The sequence below is a fragment of the Amycolatopsis sp. NPDC006125 genome (genome assembly GCF_040614195.1).
GTDB classification, from domain to species: Bacteria; Actinomycetota; Actinomycetes; order Mycobacteriales; family Pseudonocardiaceae; genus Amycolatopsis_E; species Amycolatopsis_E tucumanensis.
Genome location: NZ_JBEXTZ010000072.1, coordinates 1 through 21,565 on the forward strand (window position 1 = coordinate 1; position 21,565 = coordinate 21,565).

General features: G+C 72.4%; 19 protein-coding genes. 12 read left to right on the forward strand and 7 right to left on the reverse strand.

Features of this window, described 5'->3' with window-relative positions:
* Positions 1–438 precede the first annotated feature (438 nt).
* From ABZ193_RS30035 to ABZ193_RS30045, 3 genes are read right to left on the reverse strand one after another with little or no spacing between them, the layout of a single operon-like run.
* Positions 439–2,823 carry a GH92 family glycosyl hydrolase gene (locus ABZ193_RS30035; RefSeq protein WP_354712359.1) on the reverse strand — a complete coding sequence of 795 codons (2,385 nt, stop codon included), beginning with the start codon at positions 2,821–2,823 and terminating at the stop codon, positions 439–441.
* Positions 2,824–2,872: 49 nt separating this feature from the next.
* On the reverse strand, positions 2,873–3,724 hold the full coding sequence (locus tag ABZ193_RS30040) for an AraC family transcriptional regulator (RefSeq protein ID WP_354712360.1): 852 nt from the start codon (positions 3,722–3,724) through the stop codon (positions 2,873–2,875).
* A 43-nt stretch (positions 3,725–3,767) separates the two neighbouring features.
* Positions 3,768–3,995, reverse strand: a complete 228-nt coding sequence (locus ABZ193_RS30045; protein ID WP_354712361.1) for a hypothetical protein — start codon at positions 3,993–3,995, stop codon at positions 3,768–3,770.
* Between the two features lie 86 nt (positions 3,996–4,081).
* Here ABZ193_RS30045 and ABZ193_RS30050 point away from each other — a divergent pair, with 86 nt between their 5' ends.
* The 8 genes from ABZ193_RS30050 to ABZ193_RS30085 all read left to right on the forward strand — a co-directional run bounded on the left by ABZ193_RS30050 (position 4,082) and on the right by ABZ193_RS30085 (position 13,032).
* Positions 4,082–5,032: a helix-turn-helix domain-containing protein gene (locus ABZ193_RS30050; protein WP_237337705.1), complete on the forward strand. Its 951-nt coding sequence runs from the start codon at positions 4,082–4,084 to the stop codon at positions 5,030–5,032.
* 15 nt (positions 5,033–5,047) lie between these two features.
* Positions 5,048–6,244, forward strand: a complete 1,197-nt coding sequence (locus tag ABZ193_RS30055) for a cysteine desulfurase-like protein (RefSeq protein WP_354712362.1) — start codon at positions 5,048–5,050, stop codon at positions 6,242–6,244.
* Positions 6,245–6,357: 113 nt separating this feature from the next.
* A complete protein-coding gene (locus ABZ193_RS30060; RefSeq protein WP_354712363.1) occupies positions 6,358–7,683 on the forward strand; it encodes a cytosine permease in 1,326 nt (441 codons plus the stop codon).
* 14 nt (positions 7,684–7,697) lie between these two features.
* Complete coding sequence (locus tag ABZ193_RS30065) at positions 7,698–9,248, forward strand: hydantoinase/oxoprolinase family protein (protein WP_237337708.1); 1,551 nt, start codon at positions 7,698–7,700, stop codon at positions 9,246–9,248.
* Positions 9,245–10,321, forward strand: a complete 1,077-nt coding sequence (locus tag ABZ193_RS30070; protein WP_020417719.1) for a DUF917 domain-containing protein — start codon at positions 9,245–9,247, stop codon at positions 10,319–10,321. Before ABZ193_RS30065 ends, ABZ193_RS30070 begins: the two co-directional genes overlap by 4 nt.
* Positions 10,318–11,412 (forward strand): DUF917 domain-containing protein, encoded by a 1,095-nt coding sequence (locus ABZ193_RS30075; RefSeq protein ID WP_354712364.1) that lies wholly within the window; start codon positions 10,318–10,320, stop codon positions 11,410–11,412. The genes ABZ193_RS30070 and ABZ193_RS30075 overlap by 4 nt, the downstream gene beginning before the upstream one ends.
* The gene (locus tag ABZ193_RS30080; RefSeq protein WP_354712365.1) at positions 11,409–12,119 is read left to right on the forward strand and encodes an SDR family oxidoreductase; all 711 of its coding nucleotides are present in this window, start codon (positions 11,409–11,411) and stop codon (positions 12,117–12,119) included. The genes ABZ193_RS30075 and ABZ193_RS30080 overlap by 4 nt, the downstream gene beginning before the upstream one ends.
* A gap of 49 nt (positions 12,120–12,168) precedes the next feature.
* Entirely contained in the window at positions 12,169–13,032 is an 864-nt protein-coding gene (locus ABZ193_RS30085; RefSeq protein ID WP_354712366.1) for a trypsin-like serine protease, read from the forward strand.
* Here the strand turns inward: ABZ193_RS30085 and ABZ193_RS30090 are convergent.
* The gene (locus tag ABZ193_RS30090; protein ID WP_209440874.1) at positions 13,016–13,795 is read right to left on the reverse strand and encodes a putative hydro-lyase; all 780 of its coding nucleotides are present in this window, start codon (positions 13,793–13,795) and stop codon (positions 13,016–13,018) included. The genes ABZ193_RS30085 and ABZ193_RS30090 overlap by 17 nt on opposite strands.
* Before the next feature lie 55 nt (positions 13,796–13,850).
* Between ABZ193_RS30090 and ABZ193_RS30095 the strand changes: the two genes are divergently transcribed.
* Positions 13,851–14,912, forward strand: a complete 1,062-nt coding sequence (locus ABZ193_RS30095) for a DUF917 domain-containing protein (RefSeq protein WP_354712367.1) — start codon at positions 13,851–13,853, stop codon at positions 14,910–14,912.
* Complete coding sequence (locus ABZ193_RS30100) at positions 14,909–16,402, forward strand: helix-turn-helix domain-containing protein (RefSeq protein ID WP_237337713.1); 1,494 nt, start codon at positions 14,909–14,911, stop codon at positions 16,400–16,402. The genes ABZ193_RS30095 and ABZ193_RS30100 overlap by 4 nt, the downstream gene beginning before the upstream one ends.
* A gap of 10 nt (positions 16,403–16,412) precedes the next feature.
* Here the strand turns inward: ABZ193_RS30100 and ABZ193_RS30105 are convergent, their stop codons facing one another.
* On the reverse strand, positions 16,413–16,823 hold the full coding sequence (locus ABZ193_RS30105; RefSeq protein WP_354712368.1) for a MarR family transcriptional regulator: 411 nt from the start codon (positions 16,821–16,823) through the stop codon (positions 16,413–16,415).
* Entirely contained in the window at positions 16,820–18,253 is a 1,434-nt protein-coding gene (locus ABZ193_RS30110) for an MFS transporter (RefSeq protein WP_354712383.1), read from the reverse strand. The genes ABZ193_RS30105 and ABZ193_RS30110 overlap by 4 nt, the downstream gene beginning before the upstream one ends.
* A gap of 149 nt (positions 18,254–18,402) precedes the next feature.
* Between ABZ193_RS30110 and ABZ193_RS30115 the strand changes: the two genes are divergently transcribed.
* On the forward strand, positions 18,403–20,127 hold the full coding sequence (locus tag ABZ193_RS30115) for an IlvD/Edd family dehydratase (RefSeq protein ID WP_354712369.1): 1,725 nt from the start codon (positions 18,403–18,405) through the stop codon (positions 20,125–20,127).
* On the opposite strand, the gene ABZ193_RS30120 is transcribed toward ABZ193_RS30115, so the two are convergent.
* Positions 20,124–20,999: a LysR family transcriptional regulator gene (locus tag ABZ193_RS30120; protein WP_354712370.1), complete on the reverse strand. Its 876-nt coding sequence runs from the start codon at positions 20,997–20,999 to the stop codon at positions 20,124–20,126. The genes ABZ193_RS30115 and ABZ193_RS30120 overlap by 4 nt on opposite strands.
* Positions 21,000–21,052: 53 nt before the next feature.
* Between ABZ193_RS30120 and ABZ193_RS30125 the strand changes: the two genes are divergently transcribed.
* Entirely contained in the window at positions 21,053–21,397 is a 345-nt protein-coding gene (locus tag ABZ193_RS30125; RefSeq protein ID WP_202961415.1) for a DoxX family protein, read from the forward strand.
* Positions 21,398–21,565 lie beyond the last annotated feature (168 nt).

A 21,565-nucleotide genomic window follows, 5' to 3' on the forward strand; every position in this document is an offset into this window, starting at 1 on the left:
CTGACACGCAACGATCACCTTGAGCCAGGGCCGCAACCCAGGCCGCCAACCGGCAGCCGGACATGTCAACCTTGCGGCCCTGGCTCAAGGTGATATGCACAAACCGGAAGGCGACGGGATGACCACCCAGCGACCCACTGCATGAGGTGGGACGAGGCACCCAACCCCTGGTCATCCCGGAGCCTGCCCGTCCGGCGAGGACTCTTTTGATCTTTTTCCTGCGCTTCGCGCAGGGGCGCCTCACGGCGCTCGGAAGGTCACCTTACGACCACCCCCGCCCCCGATGCCTGATTGTGTTTCAGCCGCCGAGCAGCCGTGTCAAGGCGGGAAAGAGTACCTTGACACGCCTGATCGGCGACTAAAAGCAGGCTGTGGATCGGGGGCGGGGGAGGTCTGGTTGGGGTAGTCGGTGGCGTTGCGTTGCCGGGTGGCGGTTTGTTAGTGCTGGGCGTGGTCCACTGGGAGGTCTTTGCCCCACGTGGTGTTCGGTGTTGCGCCGACCGTCACGGTGATCGAGCCGCCTCCGTTGATCACCTGCTCGGGTAGCCAGGACCTGTCGGTCGCCTTGCCGTTCACCGACACCGACTGCACGTAGATGTTCGTCGCCGACGCTCGTGGGGCGCTCACCGTGATCGTCGGACCGTCGTCGCGTTTGACCCACGCCTTTTCGAACATCGGGCTGGACAACAGCATCTCCGCGCGGCTCGGGGTCTGCGGGTACATGCCCAGCGCGGCGAACACGTACCAGGCCGACATGGTGCCCAGGTCATCGTTCCCGGGCAGGCCGCTCGGGCCCGTCCGGTACACCAACGATGCCATCGCCCGGACCGTCTCCTGCGTCTTCCACGGCTGCCCCAGCCCGTTGTACAACCACGGCGTGTGGATGCCGGGCTCGTTCGTCGGGTCGTAGCGGAAACCGTCGCCGCCCGTGGCCCATGAACCGTCGGGGCGGTGGAAGAACGCGTCGAGCCGTGTCGCGGCCACCGACGGGCCGCCCATCGCCGCCGCCAGGCCGGACACGTCGTGCTGCACCATCCACGTGTACGTCGCACTGGTGCCCTGCGCGAAACCCACATCGGACGTCGTCGAGAACGGCTGCACCCAGTTGCCGTTCGCGAGCCGGGCCTGCTGGTAACCGCCCTCGGGGGTGGCCGCCGGGTTGAACGTGTTGCGCCACCAGCTCGCCCGCGGCATCAGCTCGCGGTACTCGGCGCCGCGCCCCAGCCGCGACGCCCAGTCCGCCAACGCGAAATCAGCGGTCGCGTCCTCCAGGGTCTCCGCCGCGCCGCCCCAGCAGTGGCAGGTGTCCTGCGGCGCGTACCCGAGCCGCTCGTACTCCGCCAGGTTCGGCCGCTGCCCCTCGCACTGCCCGGGGCAACCCGCGTCCGACAAGCCGGACGGGTGCGGCACCGTCGCCTGGCGCACCAGCGAGTCGAACGCGCCACGCACGTCGAAGTTCCGCACACCCATCGCGTAGAACCCGGCCAGCGTCGGCGCCGACGGGTCACCGGTCATGACGTGCGTGGGACCGTTGACGTGCACCCACCGGTCCCACACGCCGCCGTTCTGCTGAGCCAGGTTGTACAGGGACTGCGCGAAATCCCCCGCCACCCCGGGTTCCAGCAGCGCGAGCAGCTGCGTGTGCGCCCGGTACTGGTCCCAGCCGGAGAAGTTGCCGTACTGCGCCCGCTGCCCGCGCGCGAGCCGGTGCACCGCGAAGTCGCTGCCCAGGTAGGTGCCGTCGACGTCGCTGGCGATGTTCGGCTGCAGGAACGAGTGGTAGAGCGCGGTGTAGAACGTGGTGCGCTGGTCCTCGGTGCCGCCGGCGATCTCGATCGAGCGCAGCTGCTTCGACCACGCCTCCCGCGCGTCCGCGGCCACCGACTCGACGTCGTCCTTCGGCTTGACCTCGGCGGACAGGTTCTTCCGCGCCGCGTCGAGGCTCGTGTACGAGATGCCGACCTTCATCGTGACGTTGGTGTCCGCGAAACTGACGTAACCACCCGATCCCCGGCCCGCGCGGTCGGCGCCGGTCGCGTAGCCCTCGCCGCCGCTCGCGGTCGTGGTGCCCGGCCGCAGCTGGTCGTTCACCCACGTGCCGGTGCCGGAAAACGCCTTGTCGAACGACGCCACGAAGTACAGGCGGTAGTAGCTCTTGCGGTTGTTGATCCCGCCGTTGGCGCGGCGGCCGCAGAACGCGCCGGTCAGCACGGAACCGGTGACCGTGCGGGTCGCCGGGTCGATGGTGATCTCGGCGTCCTCGCTGCCGTTGAGCGAGTTGGACACCCGGAACAGCAGGTTCGCGGTCTTGCCCGCGGGGAAGGTGAACTCCCCGACACCGGCCCGGGTGGTGACGGCCAGATCGGCGGTGGCGCCCGAGTCCAGGCCGACGCGGTAGTGCCCGGGTTCGGCGAGCTCGTTGTCGTGGCTGAAGTTGCTCGCGTAGATCTCGTCGCGGGTGTCGGCGGTCGGCGAGGACGTGACGTCACCGGCGAACGGCATGATCGGCACGTCACCGGCGGCGCCGGGGTGGCAGCCCGCGCCGTTGACGTGGGTCAGCGCGAAACCCCGCACGCGCGGCGTGTTGTAGGCGTAACCGTTGGCGCCCGCGGCGTTCGTCTGGTCGCCCGCCGTGGTGGTCGGGCTCCACGAGATCATCCCGAAGGGCCGCACCGCCCCGGGATAGGTGTTGCCGCCGCCCGCGGAACCGATGAGCGGGTCGACGTAGCGGGCGGGGTCGGTGACCTTGGCGGGCGCCGCGTCAGCGGGCGGCGCGACGAGGAGGGAGCCGGCCATCGCGGCGGCCAGGAGGGTGCGGATCACACGAGGATCTCACCCGCTGGTGCTGTCCAGGACGTGAACGATCTTCGTCCTAGGGGTGATCCCTTCGGTACGCGGCGGGGGTGGTGCCCAGCCGGCCGCGCATCACCCGGGTCAGGTGCTCCTGGTGGGAGAACCCGCACCGCACGGCGACTTCGGGGATCGGCAGCGTGCTGCCACGCAGCAGCCGGCAGGCGTGCTCGACGCGCAGGCGCATCAGGTACCGGTGCGGGGTTTCGCCGGTCGCGGCCTTGAACCGGCGGGTGAACTGGCTGACGCTCAGCGCCGCGACGGCCGCGAGCTCCGCCAGTGGCAGTGGTTCCGCGAGCCGCTGCTCCATGAGCTCCCGCACCGCGGCGAGCTGCGTCCGGGACAGCGCGGCCGACTCCGGCTCCACGGTCGTCCCGTAGCGGTACGCGAGGTGCGCGGCGAGCAGCCCGGCGAGGTGGTCGACGTAAGTCCGGGCCGTCGGCGTCCACTGCCGCAGCACGCCGTCCAGGCCCAGCATCACCTGCTCGGCCAGCGGATCGGCGACCACGACCTCCTCGCCGAGGCCGACCGGGCCACCGGCGGCGTCGCGCAGCACCGAGTCGGGCAGGTAGGCGTGCACGGTGCGCAGCTTCCCGCCGAGTTCCACGGTGAGATCGCGGCCGGCCGGGTGGAGGAACAGCCCGCCGGCGGGGATGTGCGCCACCTGGTGCCGCCCGCGGCGCACGGTCACCGGGCCGTCGAGGTGCAGGATCACCAGGTGGGTGCCCGCCGCGTCGAAGCTCGCGCGGTAGGGCGCTTCGGCCTGCGTCGAGACGTAGAGCCGGTCCCACCCGAGGCCCGCGCTGGAGCGGGCCGGGTGGATCCACGGCTGGCGCAGGATGCCGTTGGTGTCGGCCAGGCTCAGCTCGGGCACGCGTCCTCCTCGGCGTCGAGGTCGTGCCCAGTCTAGGTCGCCGTCAGGCGCGCGAAAGGTGGTGACGAGTCCGCGGAGCCGGAGCGGTCCGGATCTCCGGACGCGCGGCCTCCAGCCGGCGGGCGGCCACCTCGCCACGGATCCGGAGCGCGTCGCGGTCCTCGATGTCGAAGCTGCCGGACATCCGGGACGGCGCCTGGCGGCGGTGGTTGCGGTTGAGGCCCCACACGATCAGGGCGATGAGCAGGAGGAACATCAGCAATTCGGTCATGGCAGAAATTATTCGCTCCGCCAGAACCTGCCACGAGTGGCAGAACGGTCCTTGTCCGGCAAAATTCTGCCAGTTACTCTGACGGCATGCTCCGCACCGTGGCCGCCGTGCTGGTCGATCGTGCCGCCGTCTTCGAGTTCGGCGTCGTCTGCGAGGTCTTCGGCATCGACCGGACCGAGGACGGCGTGCCGCCCATCGAGTTCCGCGTGTGCGGCGAACGGCCAGGCGAACCCCTGCGGTCCGGCGTCGGCGTGCAGTTCATCCCCGAGCACGGCCTCGACGGGCTGGACGGCGCCGACCTGGTCGCCATCCCGGCGGCCGCCGTTCGCGACGATTACCCGCCCGCGGTGCTCGACGCCATCCGGCGGGCCCACGCGAACGGCGCCACACTCCTGACCGTCTGCAGCGGCGCGTTCCTGCTCGCCGCCACCGGCCTGCTCAACGGCCGCCCGTGCACCACGCACTGGAAGCACATCGACGAGTTCAAGCAGCGGTTCCCCGAGGCGATCCTCGATCCGGACGTGCTGTTCGTCGACGACGGCGACATCATCACCAGCGCGGGCACCGCGGCCGGGATCGACGCGAGCCTGCACTTCGTGCGCCGCGAACTGGGCTCGGCGGTGGCCACCGCGATCGCTCGCCGGATGGTCGTGCCCCCGCAGCGCGACGGCGGCCAGCGGCAGTTCGTCGAACTGCCCATGCCGGAGTCCACTGCGGACAGTCTGGAACCGGTGCTGACGTGGATGGTCGAGAACCTCGCCGAGGAGCACACGGTCCCGGCGCTGGCCCGGCGCGCCCAGATGTCGGAGCGGACCTTCGCCCGCCGGTTCGCCGCGGAAACCGGCACCACGCCGGTGAAGTGGCTGACCACGCAACGCGTCCTGCACGCCCGCACGCTGCTGGAGACCACCCGGCTGAGCGTCGAGGAGATCGCGCGCGAGTGCGGGTTCAGCACGGGCGCCCTGCTCCGGCACCACTTCCACCGGGTGATCGGGGTGTCCCCGCACGACTACCGGCGCACGTTCGCCGGTTCGTGAGGCATGCTGGGCCGCGTGGCCTATGACGTAACCGCAGTACGCAAGCACTTCCCGGCGCTCGACGAGGGCGCCGCGCACTTCGACGGCCCCGGCGGCTCGCAGGTGCCGGACGTGGTCGGCGAGGCCGTCGCCAGGACGTTGTGCGCCGCGATCGCCAACCGCGGCTCGGTCACCGCGGCCGAGCGTCGCGCCGACGCGATCGTCGCCGAGGCGCGCCAGGCCGCCGCCGACCTGCTCGGCGCCCAGCCCGGCGGTGTCGTGTTCGGGCGCAGCATGACCCAGCTGACCTACGACTTCTCCCGCGCGCTGGCCAAGACCTGGCAGCCTGGCGACGAGGTCGTGGTGACCCGCCTCGACCACGACGCCAACATCCGGCCGTGGGTGCAGGCGGCGGAGGCGCGCGGGGTTGCGGTGCGGTGGGCGGACTTCGACCCGGCGACCGGTGAGCTGCCGGTCGAGGCCGTGACCGGGTTGCTGTCGGACCGCACCCGGCTGGTCGCGGTGACCGCGGCGTCCAACCTGCTCGGCACGCGCCCGGACATCCCGGCGATCGCCGCGGCGGTGCACGAAACCCCGGCGCTGCTCTACGTCGACGGTGTGCACCTCACGCCACACGCGCCGGTCGACGTCACGGCGCTGGGCGCTGACTTCTACGGCTGCTCGCCGTACAAGTTCCTCGGCCCGCACCTCGGGCTGGTCGCGGCAGCGCCCGAGCTGCTGGAGACCCTGCACCCGGACAAGCTGGCGCCGTCCACGAACGCGGTGCCGGAGCGGTTCGAGCTGGGCACGCTGCCGTACGAGCTGCTCGCCGGGACCACCGCGGCGATCGACTTCCTGGCGGACCTGGTGCCCGGCGACGGCACCCGGCGGCAGCGGCTGCTGCGGTCGCTGACCGAGCTGGAGGAGCACGAGCAGGCCCTGCTCGACCGGCTCGACGCGGGCCTCGCCGACATCCCCGGCGTGACCCGGTACGGCTCCCCCACCCGGCGCCGCACGCCCACCGTCCTGTTCTCGGTCGAGGGTGTGCCGTCGCAGGTGGCCTACGAGCGGCTCGGCGCGCAGGGCGTGAACGCGCCCGCGGGCAGCTTCTACGCGCTGGAATGCTCCCGCCACCTGGGGCTCGGCGACACCGGAGCGGTCCGGGCCGGCATCGCGCCCTACACGACGGCCGCCGAGGTCGACCGGCTTCTCGACGGGGTCCGGAGCCTCTGACCGGGCGAGGTGCACAGGCGTGACGGCGAGCCTGTGCACCTCGCACAGTGACCGGGGCGTTGGCGCTGTTTACGGTGCTGGGAACCGTTTCCTCTCCGGATAAGGAGGTCGGCATGGCCTCGTCAGTCGGTGTCGACGACTACGCCCTCACCAGAGTCCCGGACAGCGCCCGTTACTCGTGGTGGTCCGTCGCGATCCAACGGTTCGGCCAGGTGTCCGCGCTGTCGCAGTTCCTGCTCGGCGCTACCGTCGGCTTCGGGATGGGCTTCTGGCAGGCGTTCCTCGCGTTCACCCTGGGCTCGGTCATCCTCGAGCTCATCACGATCCTCGTCGGCGTGATCGGCATGCGCGAAGGCCTGTCGACCTCGATGATCGCCCGCTGGACCGGCTTCGGCCGCGGCGGGTCGGCGCTGATCGGGCTCGCGATCGGGATCAGCCTCATCGGCTGGTTCGGCATCCAGTCCGCGGTGTCGGCTCAGGGTCTCGTCTCGCTCATCGGCGGCCTGCCGGAGTGGGCGTGGGCGCTGGTGTTCGGCCTGGTCGTGACCGCGATCGTGGTGCGCGGCTTCCACTCGATGGCGTGGACGGCGTACCTGACCGTGCCCGCGTTCCTGATCCTGGTCGGCTGGTCGATCATCTCCGAGCTGTCCAGCCACGACGTCGGCGCGCTGGTGTCGTCGGCGCCGCCAGGTCCGCAGCTCAGCCTGTTGGAGGGCACGACGCTCGTCGCAGGCGGGTTCATCGTCGGGGCGGTGATCACGCCGGACATGACGCGGTTCAACCGCACCACCGGCGACGTCGTCAAGCAGACCCTGGTCGGCATCACGCTCGGCGAGTACGTGATCGGCATGGCCGGTGTGCTCCTGGCGCACGCGGTGAAGTCGGCCGAGATCACCACCATCGTCACGTCGTCGGTCGGCTGGGTCGGCCTGCTGATCGTGATCGCCGGGACCATCAAGATCAACGACTGGAACCTGTACTCGTCCGGGCTCGGCGTCGTGAACTTCATCGGCACCGTGTCCGGCCGCAAGGCCCACCGCGGCCTGATCACCGCGGTGCTCGGCATCGTCGGCAGCGTCCTCGCGGCGGCCGGGATCCTCGGGGCGTTCAGCGACTTCCTCACCCTGCTCGGCGTCGCGTTCCCGCCGATCGCCGGGATCATGGTGGCCGAGTACTTCGTGGTCAAGAAGTGGCGCGGCGAGCTGGAAGCCGCGCGCGCCAAGGGAACCGTGCCCGAGGACGCCCCCGTGTGGGTGCCGGCCACCATCGTGGTCTGGGTCGCCTCCGCGTTGATCGGCAAGTTCGTCGAGTGGGGCCTGCCCAGCATCAACTCGCTCGTCGTGGCGTTCGTGCTCTACGTGATCGCCGGGAAGCTCGGCCTGGTGCGCGGTATCGGCCGCAGCCGCACCGCCGACGCCGACCCGGTTCCCGCCGTCTAAGAAAGGAAATCCCAGTGCGCATCGGCATCGACGTCGGCGGCACCAACACCGACGCGGTCCTGCTGGACGGGCGGCAGGTGCTCGCCTCGATCAAGACCAGCACCACCGAGGACGTCACCTCCGGCATCGTCGCCGCGATCAACGGCCTGCAGCAGCAGCGCGCGTTCGACCCGGCCGCGGTGCAGGCGGTGATGATCGGCACCACGCACTTCATCAACGCGCTCGTCGAGGCGCACCGGCTCGCGCCGACCGCCGCGGTGCGGCTCAGCCTGCCCGCCGGCGCGTCGCTGCCGCCGATGGTGGACTGGCCGCAGCGGCTGGTCGACGCCGTGTCCGGGCGCAGCTACCTGGTGCACGGCGGGCACGAGTTCGACGGCCGCCACATCGCCGAGCTCGACGAGTCCGAGCTGCGCAAGGCGGCCGAGGACATGGGCGCCAACGGGGTGCGCAGCGTCGCGATCACCTCGGTCTTCTCCCCCGTGAACGCCGAGTTCGAGGCGCGCGCGGCGGAGATCATCGCCGCCCAGCTGCCGGACGTGGCGATCTCGCTGTCCCACGAGATCGGCCGCATCGGGCTGCTGGAGCGGGAGAACGCGACCGTCATCAACGCCGCGCTGCGGGAACTCGCCGCGCACATCGTGGACGGCCTGGCCGCGTCGGTGTCCGGCGCGGGCATCACCGCGCCGCTGTACCTGAGCCAGAACGACGGCACGCTGATGGACGTCGACTTCGCCCGCCGCTACCCGGTGGCGACGTTCGCGTCCGGCCCGACCAACTCGATGCGCGGCGCCGCCGTGCTGTCCGGTTTGGACACCTGCGCGGTGGTCGACGTCGGCGGCACGACCAGCGATGTCGGCGTGTTGCGGCAGGGCTTCCCGCGCGAGGCGACCACGGACGTCAGCGTTGCCGGGATCCGCACCAACTTCCGCATGCCGGACGTGCTGTCGATCGGCATCGGCGGCGGCAGCCGGGTCCGCGGCGGCGCGGGTGACGTCACGGTCGGGCCGGACTCGGTGGGCTACGAGCTGACCTCGAAGGCCCTGGTCTTCGGCGGGGACACGCTCACCGCGACCGACATCGCGGTGGCCGCGGGCCGCGCCGAGATCGGCGACCCGAGCCTGGTCGCCCACCTCGACCGCGACCTGGTGCGGGCCGCGCTGGAGAAGATCGCGGCGGACGTCTCCGACGTCGTCGAGCGGATGCGCACCTCGGCCGAGCCGCTGCCGGTGGTCGCGGTCGGCGGTGGGTCGGTGCTGCTGCCGGACGAGCTTGCCGATGCGGGCAAGGTGCACCGGCCGGAGAACTACGCGGTCGCGAACGCGATCGGCGCGGCCATCGCGCAGATCGGCGGCGAGGTCGACCGGGTGTACGCGATCGAGCCCGGCCGCCGCGAAGCCGTGGTGGAGGAGGCGAAGCAGGAAGCCGTGGACCGCGCCATCGCCGCGGGGGCCAGCCCGGCCTCGGTCGGGATCGTCGACTTCGACGAGGTGCCCATCCCCTACCTGCCCGGCAACGCCACCCGCATCCGGGTCAAGGCCGTCGGCGACCTGCAGCTGGGAGCGTGACGATGCGCGAGATCACGATCGACCACCTCGACGACATCGCCCGCGGCGCCGCGATCCTCGGCACCGGCGGCGGTGGCGACCCCTACATCGGGCGCCTGCTGGCGTCCTCCGCGGTCCGCGACCACGGCCCGGTCGAGCTGGTGCCGCTGGAGGAGGTCGGCGACGACGCCGTGGTCCTGCCCGTCGCGATGATGGGCGCGCCCACGGTGATGGTCGAGAAGCTGCCCTCGGCCGAGCAGGTCGGGCTGGCCGCCCGCACCCTGGCCACCTACCTGGGCAAGGAGCTGACGCACATCGCGTGCGCCGAGGCCGGCGGGGTCAACTCGCTGATCCCGGTGGTCGCGGCGGCGCAGCTGGGCCTACCCCTGGTGGACGCCGACGGCATGGGCCGGGCGTTCCCCGAGCTGCAGATGGTGCTGCCCACGCTGTACGGCATCCGCGCGACGCCGATGTCGATCGCCGACGAGAAGGGCAACCGCGGCGTCCTGGACACGGTGGACAACCACTGGGCGGAGCGGCTGGCGCGGTCGGCGACGATCGACATGGGCTGCTCGGCGATGATCAGCAACTACGCGATGTCCGGTGCGCAGGCCCGCGAATCGCTGGTGCCCGGCACCCTCAGCCTGTGCGCCGAGCTGGGCGTCGCGGTGCGGCAGGCGCGAGCCGAGCACGCCGATCCCGTCGCCCGTGTGGTCGAGCGGCTGGGCGGCCGGAAGTTGTTCACCGGCAAGGTCGTCGACGTCGCCCGGCGGACCGTCACCGGCTTCGCCCGCGGCGAGGCGAGGCTGTCCGGAATGGACGGTGACGCGGGCAGCGAGATGGTGCTGAAGTTCCAGAACGAGCACCTGGTCGCCGAGCGGGACGGCGTCGCGCAGGCGTCCGTGCCGGACCTGATCTGCTGCCTCGACCGCGAATCGGGCGAGGCCGTGACGACCGAGGGCCTGCGGTACGGCCAGCGGGTCACGGTCATCGCCGCGCCCGCGGACCCGCGCTGGCACACGCCAGAGGGCATCGAGCTGGCGGGGCCGCGGTACTTCGGCTACGACCTCGACCCGGTCGGGGTGCCCGCGTGAGCTGGACACTGACCGAGGACCACCTCGAAGATCTCGCGCGCGGCGCGGCCGTGCTCGGCACCGGGGGCGGTGGCGACCCGTACGTGGGCAGGCTGCTGGTGCGGCAGGCCATCCGCGAGCACGGGCCGATCACGATCCTCGACCCGTCCGAGGTCGGCGACCACGAACTGGTCGTGCCGACCGCGCAGATGGGCGCCCCGACCGTCGTGCACGAGAAGCTGCCCAGCGGCGCGGAACCCGTGCTGGCACTGCGCACGCTGGAGAAGCACCTGGGCAAGCGGGCGAGCGCGACGATGCCGATCGAGTGCGGCGGCATCAACTCGATGATCCCGCTGGTCGTCGGCGCACGGCTGGGCCTGCCGGTGGTGGACGCGGACGGGATGGGCCGCGCGTTCCCCGAGCTGCAGATGGAGACCTTCGGCGTCTACGGCGTGCCCGGGTCGCCGATGGCGATCGGCGGTGAGCGCGGCGAGACGACGGTGATCGACACCGGGACCGACAACAAGCGGATGGAGTGGCTGGCGCGCGGCGTCACGATCCGGCTCGGCGGGGTCGCGCACATCGCCGAGTACGCGATGAGCGGCGCGGAGGTCAAGCGCACCGCGGTGCCGCGCACGTTGTCGCTGGCGCTGACGGTGGGCCGCATGATCCGCGAGGCGCGGGAACGCAACCTGGACCCGATCGCGGCCCTGTCCGAGGCGTTGCGCGACACGCTGTACCGGAACCTGCGGGTGCTGTTCCGCGGCAAGGTGTCCGATGTGGAGCGCCGCACCGAGGCGGGGTTCGCGCGCGGGCGGGCGCAGGCGGTGTCGTTCGACGGCGAGCACAAACTGGAGCTGCTGTTCCAGAACGAGCACCTGCTGGCGCTGGTCGACGACGAGGTGCGGTGCCTGGTACCGGACCTGATCTGCGTGCTGGAGTCCGAGTCGGCCGAGCCGATCACGACCGAGACGCTGCGCTACGGCCAGCGGGTCGTGGTGGTCGGCATCTCGACGCCGGACCTGATGCGCACGCCGGAGGCGCTGGCCACGTTCGGGCCGGCCGCGTTCGGGTTGTCCTACGAGTTCACGCCGGTGGAGGAGTTGGTATGAGCTTGGCGGACCGGGTCGTGGTGATCATCGGCGGCGGTTCGGGCATCGGGTTCGAGGTGGGGCGGCGGGCGGCCGACGCGGGAGCTCAGGTGTTCCTGGGCGGCCGCACCGCGTCCACGCTGGAGGCAGCAGCGGCGAAGATCGGCGCGCAGTGGCACGTCGTGGACAACACGGACTCCGACTCGCTGGCCGAGTTCTTCGGCGCCGTGCCACGCGTGGACCACCTGTTCACGCCCGGCGCGTCGTACCGGACCGGGCCGATGCGCGAGTTGTCCGACGAGGACGCGGCGAGCCCGTTCGTGACGAAGTTCTGGGGCCAGTACCACGCGGTCAAGCACGCGGCGCCGAAGCTGTCGCGCGACGGTTCGGTGGTGCTGATGTCCGGGGCGGCGAGCGTGCGGCCACCCGGACCCGCGCCCGCCTACGTCGCGTGCAACGCCGCGATCGAGGGGCTCGGCCGCGGGCTGGCGGTGGAGCTGGCGCCGGTGCGGGTCAACGTGGTCGCGCCCGGCACGATCGACGGGAACCTGTGGTCGCAGCGGCCCGCCGACGTGCGTGAGGCGAGCTTCGCGCAGTACCGCTCGGACACGGTGCTGCACCGCGTCGGCAACGAGTCCGAAGTGGCCGACGCGGTGCTTTACCTGTTCGGCGCCACCTTCACGACGGGCTCGACGCTCTACCCGGACGGCGGCTACTCGTTCCGGTAGGGCCATTGGTCGGGTGATTTTCGGCCGCCCGTGAGGTTGACTCTCCCGGATGAAAGCAGCACTCGCATCGGCCGCCGCCGTCGCCGCGATCCTGGTGACGGCGGCCCCGGCCTCGGCCATCAACTCCTACAACGCGACCCCGGCGCCCGAGCGCACCGAGGTCGGCGCGCTCGTCGCGACCTGGGACAACGACGCGAACCCGGCCACACCGGACCGGGTGGACTGGGTGTGCTCGGGCACCATGGTCGACCGCGACACCTTCCTCACCGCGGCGCACTGCACCAGCGACTGGCCCGCCGGCGTGCGGTTCTACGTCTCGCTCGACCAGGACGTGCAGTCCGGTCTCGACGCCGCCGCCCAGCAGCACCCTGGCGATCCCGCGGCGGTGGCACGCGCGGTCGCGGTGGAAGGCGTGGCGCACACCGACCCGGCCTACCCGGGCAACTCGGCGGACGCGCACGACATCGCGGTCATCCAGCTGCCCGCGCAGCAGGTCGCCGCCCGGTGGTCGTTCACCCCGGCGCGGTTGCCCACCGCCGGGCAGCTGGACCAGCTCGGTCCGCGCGGCCTGAACAGCACGCCGTTCGTCGTCGCCGGCTACGGGACGCAGGAGGCGGTCAACGGCCCCGGCGGGCAGACCCACCCGGGCGGCGGCGTCCGGATGAAGGCGCCGGTCACCTTCGACGCGCTCAACAAGACCTGGGTGCGCCTGGCGATGACCGCGCCGCAGGGCAACGGCGGCGCCTGCTACGGCGACTCCGGCGGGCCGAACTTCGCCACGATCGGCGGCACCCGGACCCTGGTGTCCACCACGATCACCGGTGACGCGCCCTGCTACGCCACCAACGTGACCTACCGCCTGGACACCCCGTCCGCGCGCACGTTCCTGGCGCCGTTCACCGCGCTGCCGTAGGCACCCGGTATTCGCTGTCCCTGCGGTCGGTGATGAACATGTGCCCCGGCGAGTGGGTGATCGCGAACGGCGGCTTCGACGCCATCAGCGCCGCCTGCGGGGTGACCCCGCACGCCCAGAACACCGGCACGTCACCGGGTTCCGCCTCGACCGGGTCGCCGAAGTCGGGGCGGGCCAGGTCGGCGATCCCGAGCCCGGCGGGGTCGCCGACGTGCACCGGCGCGCCGTGCACCGCGGGCATCGCACCGCTGATCGCGATCGCCTCGTCGACCCGGCCGGCCGGGATCGGGCGCATCGACACGACCATCGGGCCGTGCAGCCGCCCGGCAGGCCGGCATTCGCGGTTCGTCACGTACATCGACACGTTGCGGCCCTGCTCCAGGTGCCGCAGCGGGATCCCGGCCGCGAGCAGCCCGGTCTCGAACGTGAAGCTGCACCCGATCGAGAACGCGACCAGGTTCTCCTGCCACAGGCCGCTGACGTCGTCGACCTCCTCGGCCAGCTCGCCGTGCCGCCACACCCGGTACCGCGGCAGGTCGCGGCTCAGATCGGCGCCGGGGGCGAGCGTGGTCGCGGTGCTGCCCGGGTCGGTGACGTCGAGCACCGGGCACGGCTGCGGGTTGCGCTGGCAGAACAACAGCACGTCGTAGGCCCAGTCGCGCGGCACCGCGATCAGGTTGGTCTGCGTGAAGCCGGTCGCCCACCCGGACGTCGGCGCCACGGTTCCGGCGCGGAACGCCGCGCGCGCCTGTTCCGGGGTCATGGTGGCTGGATCGTCTACCCTGGTCATACCTCCAGCTCAGCACATGAAGGCAAGCATGCGCATCACCGCGGCGGACGTGCCCGCACTCGAACGGGGAGCCGCGTTGCTCGGGTCGGGCGGTGGCGGCGACACGATGACGGCCGCGGCGCTGCTGCGCCAGCTCGTCACCCACGGGCGTGAACCCGACATCTCCGGCGCGCTGGATCCGTCCACGCTGGTGATGCCGGTGGGAATCGTCGGCGCGACCGCCGCCTTCACCGAGAAACTGCCCAGCGGGGCGGAGTTCGCGACCGCGGTGTCGGCGATCGAACGCTGGACCGGCGCCCGCGCCGACGCGCTGGTGTCGATCGAGATCGGCGGGCTCAACGGGCTGATGCCGCTGGTGGCCGCCGTCGAGCTTGGCCTGCCGTGCGCCGACGCCGACCTGTCCGGACGCGGGCTGCCCCGGCTGGACCAGCTCTCCATCGCGGCGACCGGCCGCGGGCTGGCGCCTGCCGCGCTCGCCGAGCCGGGCGGTCAGGTGCTGGTGCTGGCCGCCGGTTCGGACGAGTCGGTCGAGCGCGGCGCCCGCGCGTTCGTGGCCGGTTCCGGTGGCTGGGCGGCGATGGCGTTCGCCCCGGTTCCCGCGGGCGAACTACCGCAGTGCGCGGTGCTGGGCAGCGTCACCGGCGCGCTGGAACTGGGCAGGCGGATGCTCGGGGCCGGGGAGAGCCCGGAGCCGGACCGGCTCGCCGAGGCCTCCGGCGGGCGGGTGCTCGCGATGGGCCGCGTGCTGGAGGTGTCCCGGCACCCCGGTCCCGGGCAGCACGGTCGCGCGGGCTTCGGCCGCGGCAGCGCGACGCTGACCGACCACCGCACCGGCGCGCTGCTCCGGCTGGAGATGGAGAACGAGTACCTGCTGGCGTTGCGGGACGGTCATCCCGTGGCGTCCACCCCGGACGTGCTGGCCGTGGTCGACCACCGCACCGGCGTTCCGGTGCCGTGCGACGGGATCCGCGCCGGGATCGAGGTCGACGTGCTGCAGCTCGCCGCGGCGCCGTTCTGGACCGACCCGCGACGGCTGCCGGTGCTGCAGCCACGCGCGTACGGCATCGACTCGGACCCGGTGCTCGCATGATCCTGCGCCGCCTGCTGGCCCTGCCGTCGTGGGCCGGTGTCCGGGTCGCCGCGGGCGAATCCGGGTTGGACCGTCCACTGGAGACCGTGCGGGCCACCCTCGACGCCGGGGACAGCCCCGGTCCGGGCGAGCTTCTGGTGCTGGCCCGGGAGCTGCGTGGCACGGACTGGCAGATCGACGCCCTGCTGCGGCGCGGGGCGGACAGCGGCGCGGCGGGCCTGCTCCTGCCGGAGGTCGAACCGCTGACCGCGACCCGCCTGCTGGCCGACCGGCTCGCGATGCCGCTGCTGGTGACGGCGGCCCGGCCGCTGGACCTGCTCGTCGACGCCCGCCTGATGCTCGCCGCGCCGGAACTGGACCGCGCGAACCTCGTGCTGGCGACGCACCGGGCGCTCGGCGAACGGCTGCGCTCGCCGGAGGAGGTGGTCACCGCGCTGCGCGGGCTGCTGCGGTCGCCGGTCGCGTTGCTCGACGACCGGGGCGAGCCGGTGGCCGGGGAACTGGCGTCGGCCGGGCGGATCCGCGTCGGCGAGCCGGTGCCGCAGCGGGTGGACCTCGACGACGGCGTGCTGCTGGCGCACCCCGCGCTGCTGGCCGGCCCGGTGCTGTGGGTGGCGGCCGAGCTGACCGGCGCGGAGGCGGCGCGGGCGGACGTGGTGCCGCCTGCGCTGGCGGTCGCGGCCGGCGCGGTGCAGCGGTGGCTGCTGGCGAACCGGCTGGAGCTGGAACGGGACGCCCGGTCGCGCACCGCGCTGCTCGGCGACCTGCTGCGGCTGGACGCCGAGCCCGGCGCGGACCTGCGCCGCCGGGCGGCCGACGCCGGGTGGCGGCTGGGCGGCTGGCACGTCGGGCTGCGCATCGGCGTCGCGTCCAGTGTGGACACTGTGGCGCGGACGACCGAGGTGGTGCGCGCGCTGCGGGCCGAGCAGATCGCCGCGGTGGTGGTCGAGCACGGCGACGGCTGGACCGGGTGGGTGACGTTCGACCAGGAGCCGACGGCCGAGCGGGTCCGCACGCTGGCCGCCGGGCTGCGGAAGGCGCACAAGGCGCTGCGGCGGACGCTCGGCGCGCACCTCGGGGTCGGCCGCCCGCACCCGCGCCCGGACGGCCTGGCCGCGACGATCGCCGAGGCCACTGACGCCGCGCGCCTGGCCGCGACCCGCCCGGAGTCGGGGCACTTCCTGCACGTCGACCAGCTGGGCATGGCGCAACTGCTGCTGGAGTGGACGCGGACGGACACCTTCGAGCCGGCGGCCCGCGCGCTGGTCGCCCCGCTGCGCAACGCGCCCGGTGACCTGGTGCGCACGCTGGCGGTGTACCTGGACGCGGAGTCCTCGATCGCGGAAACCGCGGCGGTGCTCGGCGTGCACCGCAACACGGTCACCGCGCGCGTCGCCCGGATCGAACAGCTGCTGGGGGTGGACCTGTCCCGCCCGGACGACCGGCTGGCCCTGCACCTGGCCTCCCGGGCCATCACCCTGGCCGACTGAGCGGGACCGGTCAGCCGTCCGCGTCGAGTTTGGCCAGCAGGCGGTCCAGCTGCGCCAGTTCGTCGGCGTCGAGCGCGGCGAAGAACGGGGGCGGCTCGCTCAGGATGCGGTTCGCCGCGGCCGCCATCTCGGCGCCCGCGGCCGTCACCGTCACCAGCTTGCGGCGGCGGTCCTCCGGGTGCACCGTCCGCGACACCAGCCCGCGCTGCTCCAGGTCGTCCACCACGACCGTCGTGTAGGGACGGTCGGTGTCCAGGAGCTCGGCGAGCTCACCCAGGGTCAGCGGGCCGGGCACGAGCCGCCGCAGGGCCTTGGCCTTGAAGAAGCTCAGCCCGAGCGTGTCGGCGACCAGCCTGCGCCGGTCGTGCCGGTGCAGCACCAGGTCCTGCATCCGTTCCCAGACCCGCTCCGCGGCGGTCACGTCCGCGCCCCGGCCGGCTCGTCGAACAGCACCGTCGCCCGCCGGGCCGTCCCCATCGCCCACGGGGACGTCGTCAGCACGCCCAGTGCCATCACCACCACGCCGCATCCGGCCATGATCCACCACGCGATGTGGCTCGCCGCGGGAAAGCCCGTCGTGAACCCGCCGGTGATGTGCGTCGTGACCACCGCGCCGAGCACCGCGACCCCGAGTGACGCCCCGACCTGCCTGCTCGTCGACGCCACCGCCGCGGCCACCCCGGCCTGCGCGCGCGGCATGCCGGACACCGCGGTGTTGGTGATCGGCGGGTTGAGCATCCCGAACCCGGCGCCGAACACGACGTAGGCCGCCACCAGCCACCCGATCCCGGTCTCTGCGTCCAGCCGGGTCAGCAGCACGCCGCTCACCGCGAGCCCCAGTCCCCCGGCCACCAGCGGGATCCGCGAGCCGCGCGCGGCGACCAGCCGCCCGGACAGCGGCGCGAGCGCGAAGATCGCCAGCGCGCTGGGCAGCGTCAGCAACCCGGCGTGCAGCGGCGTGAACCCGCGGACGCTCTGCAGGTACAGCGCGTTGAGGAACAGGAACCCGCTCAGCCCGGCGAACCCGCACACCGCGATCACCGTCGCCCCGGAGAACGGCGCGCTCGCGAAGAACCGCGGGTCCAGCAACGGCTCCGCCCGCCGCCGCTCGTAGACGACGAGCCCGGCCGCGGCGGCGGCCGCCACCACGAAGCACGCCACGGTCAGCCCGGACAGCCAGCCGTGGTGCGGCGCTTCGATGATCCCGTACGTCAAGCTCGCCAGCGCCACCACGACCAGCAGCTGCCCGACCGGGTCCAGCCGCCGCGCCCGTGGCGCCTTCGACTCCGGCACGAACAACGCGGTCAGCACGAGCGCGGCGACCCCGACCGGGATGTTGATCCAGAAGATCGACCGCCACCCGACGGCGTCCACCAGCAGCCCGCCGACCACCGGGCCCAGCGCCATGCTCAGCCCGACGACCGCGCCCCAGATCCCGATCGCACGCGCTCGTTCCCGCGCGTCGGTGAAGGTGTTGGTGATGATCGACATCGCGACCGGGTTCAGCATGCTGCCGCCGACCGCCTGCACCATCCGGAAGGCGATGAGCAGCCCGATGTTCGGCGCGACGCTGCACAGCAGGGAGCCGAGCGTGAACAGCACCAGCCCGGCCTGGAACGTGCGCCGTCGCCCGATCCGGTCGGCGGTCGAGCCGGACAGCATCAGCAGGCTGGCCAGCACCAGCGTGTAGGCGTCGATCGTCCACTGCAGACTCGACACGCCGGCGGAGAAGTCGCGCTCGATCGACGGCAGCGCGAGGTTGACGATCGTGGTGTCCATCGAGACGACGAACAGGCTCAGGCAGCAGATCGCCAGCACCAGGAGCCGACGTCGCTGGGACAGTTCCGGCACACGCACCCCAAACGTTGTACTTCTATAACAGTTTTGACTGTACAACTTTCTGGCCAGCGGAACCACTGTGACTTCCGACGCCCCTGGACTTGAATCATCGAATGATTTAACGTTCGGAGCGCACGTACTCGACGGAGAGGAACAGGCTCGTGACGGGGCAGAGGCGCAGCGCGGCGTGGTTCGGGGCGACCGGCCGCGCGGGGATGATCTACCGGTCCTGGATGCGCAACCAGGGCTTCGGGGCCGAGGTGTTCGACGGCAGGCCGGTCATCGGCATCGCGACCAGCGCGTCGGAACTGGCGCCGTGCAACGCGCACCTGACCCGCGTGGCGGAGGCGGTCAAGCGCGGGGTGTGGCAGGCGGGCGGGTTCCCGCTGGAGTTCCCGACGATGGCCACCGGCGAGACGCTGATGCGCCCGACCGCGATGCTCTACCGCAACCTGATGGCGATGGAGGTCGAGGAGCTGATCCGCGCCAACCCGCTCGACGGCGTGGTGCTGCTCTCCGGCTGCGACAAGACGACCCCGGCGATGCTGATGGCCGCCGCGAGCGTCGACCTGCCCGCCGTGATGGTCACCGGCGGCCCGATGCTCAACGGCAAGTACCGCGGCGCGGACGTCGGCTCCGGCACGCACGTCTGGAAGTTCGAGGAGGAGCTCAAGGCCGGGCGCATGACCCAGGAGGAGTGCTTCTTCGCCGAGGGCTGCATGGCGCGCTCGAACGGGCACTGCATGACGATGGGCACCGCGTCGACGATGGCGTGCATGGCCGAGGCGCTGGGCATGCAGTTGCCCGGCTCGGCGACCTGGCCCGCGGTCGACGCGCGGCGGTTCGAGATCGGGCAGGCCGCCGGGCAGCGGATCGTGGATATGGTCGAGGAGGACCTGCGCCCGTCGCACATCCTCACGCGCGAGGCGTTCGAGAACGCGATCCGGGTCAACGCCGCGATCGGCGGGTCGACGAACGCGATCATCCACCTGCTCGCGATCGCCGGGCGCGCCGAGGTGGACCTCACGCTCGACGACTTCGACACGCTCATCCGCGAGGTCCCGACGCTGGTGAACCTGATGCCGTCGGGCAAGTACCTGATGGAGGACTTCTGCTACGCCGGCGGCCTGCCGGTGGTGATGCGGCAGCTCGCCGAAGCCGGTCTGCTGCACACCGGCAGCGTTTCGGTGACCGGCAAGCCGGTCGGTGAGAACGTGGCCGGGGCGGAGAACTTCAACACCGACGTGATCACGACCGTCGAGGAGCCGTTCCAGCCGGCCGGCAACGGCACCGCGGTCCTGCGCGGCAACCTGTGCCCGGGTGGCGCGGTGATCAAGCAGTCGGCCGCGTCCCCGCACCTGCTCAAGCACCAGGGGCGGGCACTGGTGTTCGACACGGTCGAGGACTACCACGCCGTCGCCGACGACCCTGACCTCGACGTGGACGAGACGAGCATCCTGGTGATCCGCGGCGCCGGGCCGAAGGGCTACCCGGGCATGCCGGAGGTCTCGAACGTCGCGCTGCCCGCCAAGCTGCTGAAGGCGGGCGTGACGGACATGATCCGGATCTGCGACGGGCGGATGAGCGGCACCGGGTACGGCACGGTCGTGCTGCACGTGACACCGGAGTCCGCGGCGGGCGGGCCGCTCGCGCTGGTGCGCACCGGTGATCTGATCACGCTGGATGTGGCGGCGCGGACGCTGAACGTCGAGGTGTCCGACGAGGAGCTGGCCGCGCGGCGGGCGTCCTGGCAGGCGCCGGAATCGCCCTACACCAGCGGGTACACGTGGCTCTACACGGAGCACGTGCTGCAGGCCGACCAGGGCGCGGACTTCGACTTCCTGCGCGGATCCCGGGGCCACTCGGTCCCGCGCGATTCGCACTAGGTGGCGTCGAGGCAACAGGCGACGAAGTCGGCGACGACCGGGTTGTCGTCGTCGGCCGGGTGCCAGGCGATGCCGACGCGGGTGGGGCTGAGGCCGCGCACCGGGCGGTAGACGATGCCCGGCCGGGCGTAAAAGCGGGCGGCCGATTCGGGGGCGAGCGCGATGCCGTAGCCGTTGGCGATCGCGCTCAGCCACTCGTCCGGCTGGTCGGTCACCGCGCCGATGCGCGGCCCGCCCTCGCGTTCGTCCGCGCCGAGCCAGTGGTCGCGCCACCAGCCGGTCTCGGCCGGGGCGGCGACGTACGGCTCGTCCCACAGCTCGCGAAAGTCGATCTCGTCGCGGCGGGCGAGCGGGTGGGAGGCGGGCAGCGCGACCCAGCGGGGTTCGCTGAGCAGCTCCCGCACGCGGAGTTCGTCCTGGCCGGGGAACGGGAGGCGCAGCAGCGCGACGTCGACGTCGGCCGCGGCCAGCCCGGCGGTCGGGTCCGACCAGGCGGCCTGCCGCATGTCGACCCGCCACCCCGGACGGCGGCGGCCGAACGCGGCGATGATGGCCGGCGTCGCCTCGTTGGCGGCGCTGGCCAGGAAGCCGACGCGCAGCACGCGCTTGCCGGCCGCGCGGGTCTCGCGGCAGGCGCGGTCCCACCCGTCGAGCAGGGCGGGCACCCGGTCCGCCAGCACGCGGCCGGCGTCGGTGAGGGCCATCCCGTGGCGGGAGCGGGTGAACAGCGTCGTGCCGAGCTGCGCTTCGAGCTGTTTGATCTGCTTGGTGAGCGCGGGCTGGGACACGAAGAGCCGCTCCGCCGCGCGCGTGAGGTGCCCCTCCTCGGCGACGGCGGCGAAGTAGCGGAGCAGGCGCGTGTCCACGTCCATGCCTTCAGGTTATGAGAGCAGGTATTGGACGCGCCGCGGCCGCCGCGGCGAACCTGGTGGTCATGTACGTGACGGTGACTGTGCTGACGATCGTGCTGAACGCGGCGATCGCGATCGCGGACTTCGCCAGGGCGCGGTTCGTGCTGGCGAACTCCGCGGCGGTGGACGTGCCGGAGTCGTGGCTGCCGCTGCTGGGGGCGCTGAAGGCCGCCGGCGCCGCGGGGCTGCTGATCGGGCTGCTGGGGGTGCGGTGGATAGGGATCGCCGCGGCGGCCGGGCTGGTGTTGTTCTTCACGGGCGCGCTGGTCGCGCATGTGCGTGCCAGGGTGTTCGGCAACATCGCGGTGCCGGGACTGTTCCTGACCCTCGCCGCGACAAGCCTCGCGCTCAGCCCGTGAGCCACAGCGGTGGGGTCGGGGCGGCCCGCACTGAAAGCCGCCGTTGGCCCGGGACCGCTGATCGGACTGCGCTGGATCAGACTCGCCATCATCGCGCGCGTGCGCGCCCGGGGTTTGGCAACATCACCGTGCCGGGGTTGTTCCTCGCCCGCGCCCAGCTGAGGGACC

Bases quoted from the DNA above. Each gene is read 5' to 3' on its own strand.
- ABZ193_RS30095 (WP_354712367.1), top strand. From the start codon at position 13,851: ATGCGCATCACCGCGGCGGACGTGCCCGCACTCGAACGGGGAGCCGCG.
- ABZ193_RS30120 (WP_354712370.1), bottom strand. From the start codon at position 20,999: ATGGACGTGGACACGCGCCTGCTCCGCTACTTCGCCGCCGTCGCCGAG.
- ABZ193_RS30045 (WP_354712361.1), bottom strand. From the start codon at position 3,995: ATGACCGAATTGCTGATGTTCCTCCTGCTCATCGCCCTGATCGTGTGG.
- ABZ193_RS30080 (WP_354712365.1), top strand. From the start codon at position 11,409: ATGAGCTTGGCGGACCGGGTCGTGGTGATCATCGGCGGCGGTTCGGGC.
- ABZ193_RS30060 (WP_354712363.1), top strand. From the start codon at position 6,358: ATGGCCTCGTCAGTCGGTGTCGACGACTACGCCCTCACCAGAGTCCCG.
- ABZ193_RS30090 (WP_209440874.1), bottom strand. From the start codon at position 13,795: ATGACCCCGGAACAGGCGCGCGCGGCGTTCCGCGCCGGAACCGTGGCG.
- ABZ193_RS30085 (WP_354712366.1), top strand. From the start codon at position 12,169: ATGAAAGCAGCACTCGCATCGGCCGCCGCCGTCGCCGCGATCCTGGTG.
- ABZ193_RS30050 (WP_237337705.1), top strand. From the start codon at position 4,082: ATGCTCCGCACCGTGGCCGCCGTGCTGGTCGATCGTGCCGCCGTCTTC.
- ABZ193_RS30100 (WP_237337713.1), top strand. From the start codon at position 14,909: ATGATCCTGCGCCGCCTGCTGGCCCTGCCGTCGTGGGCCGGTGTCCGG.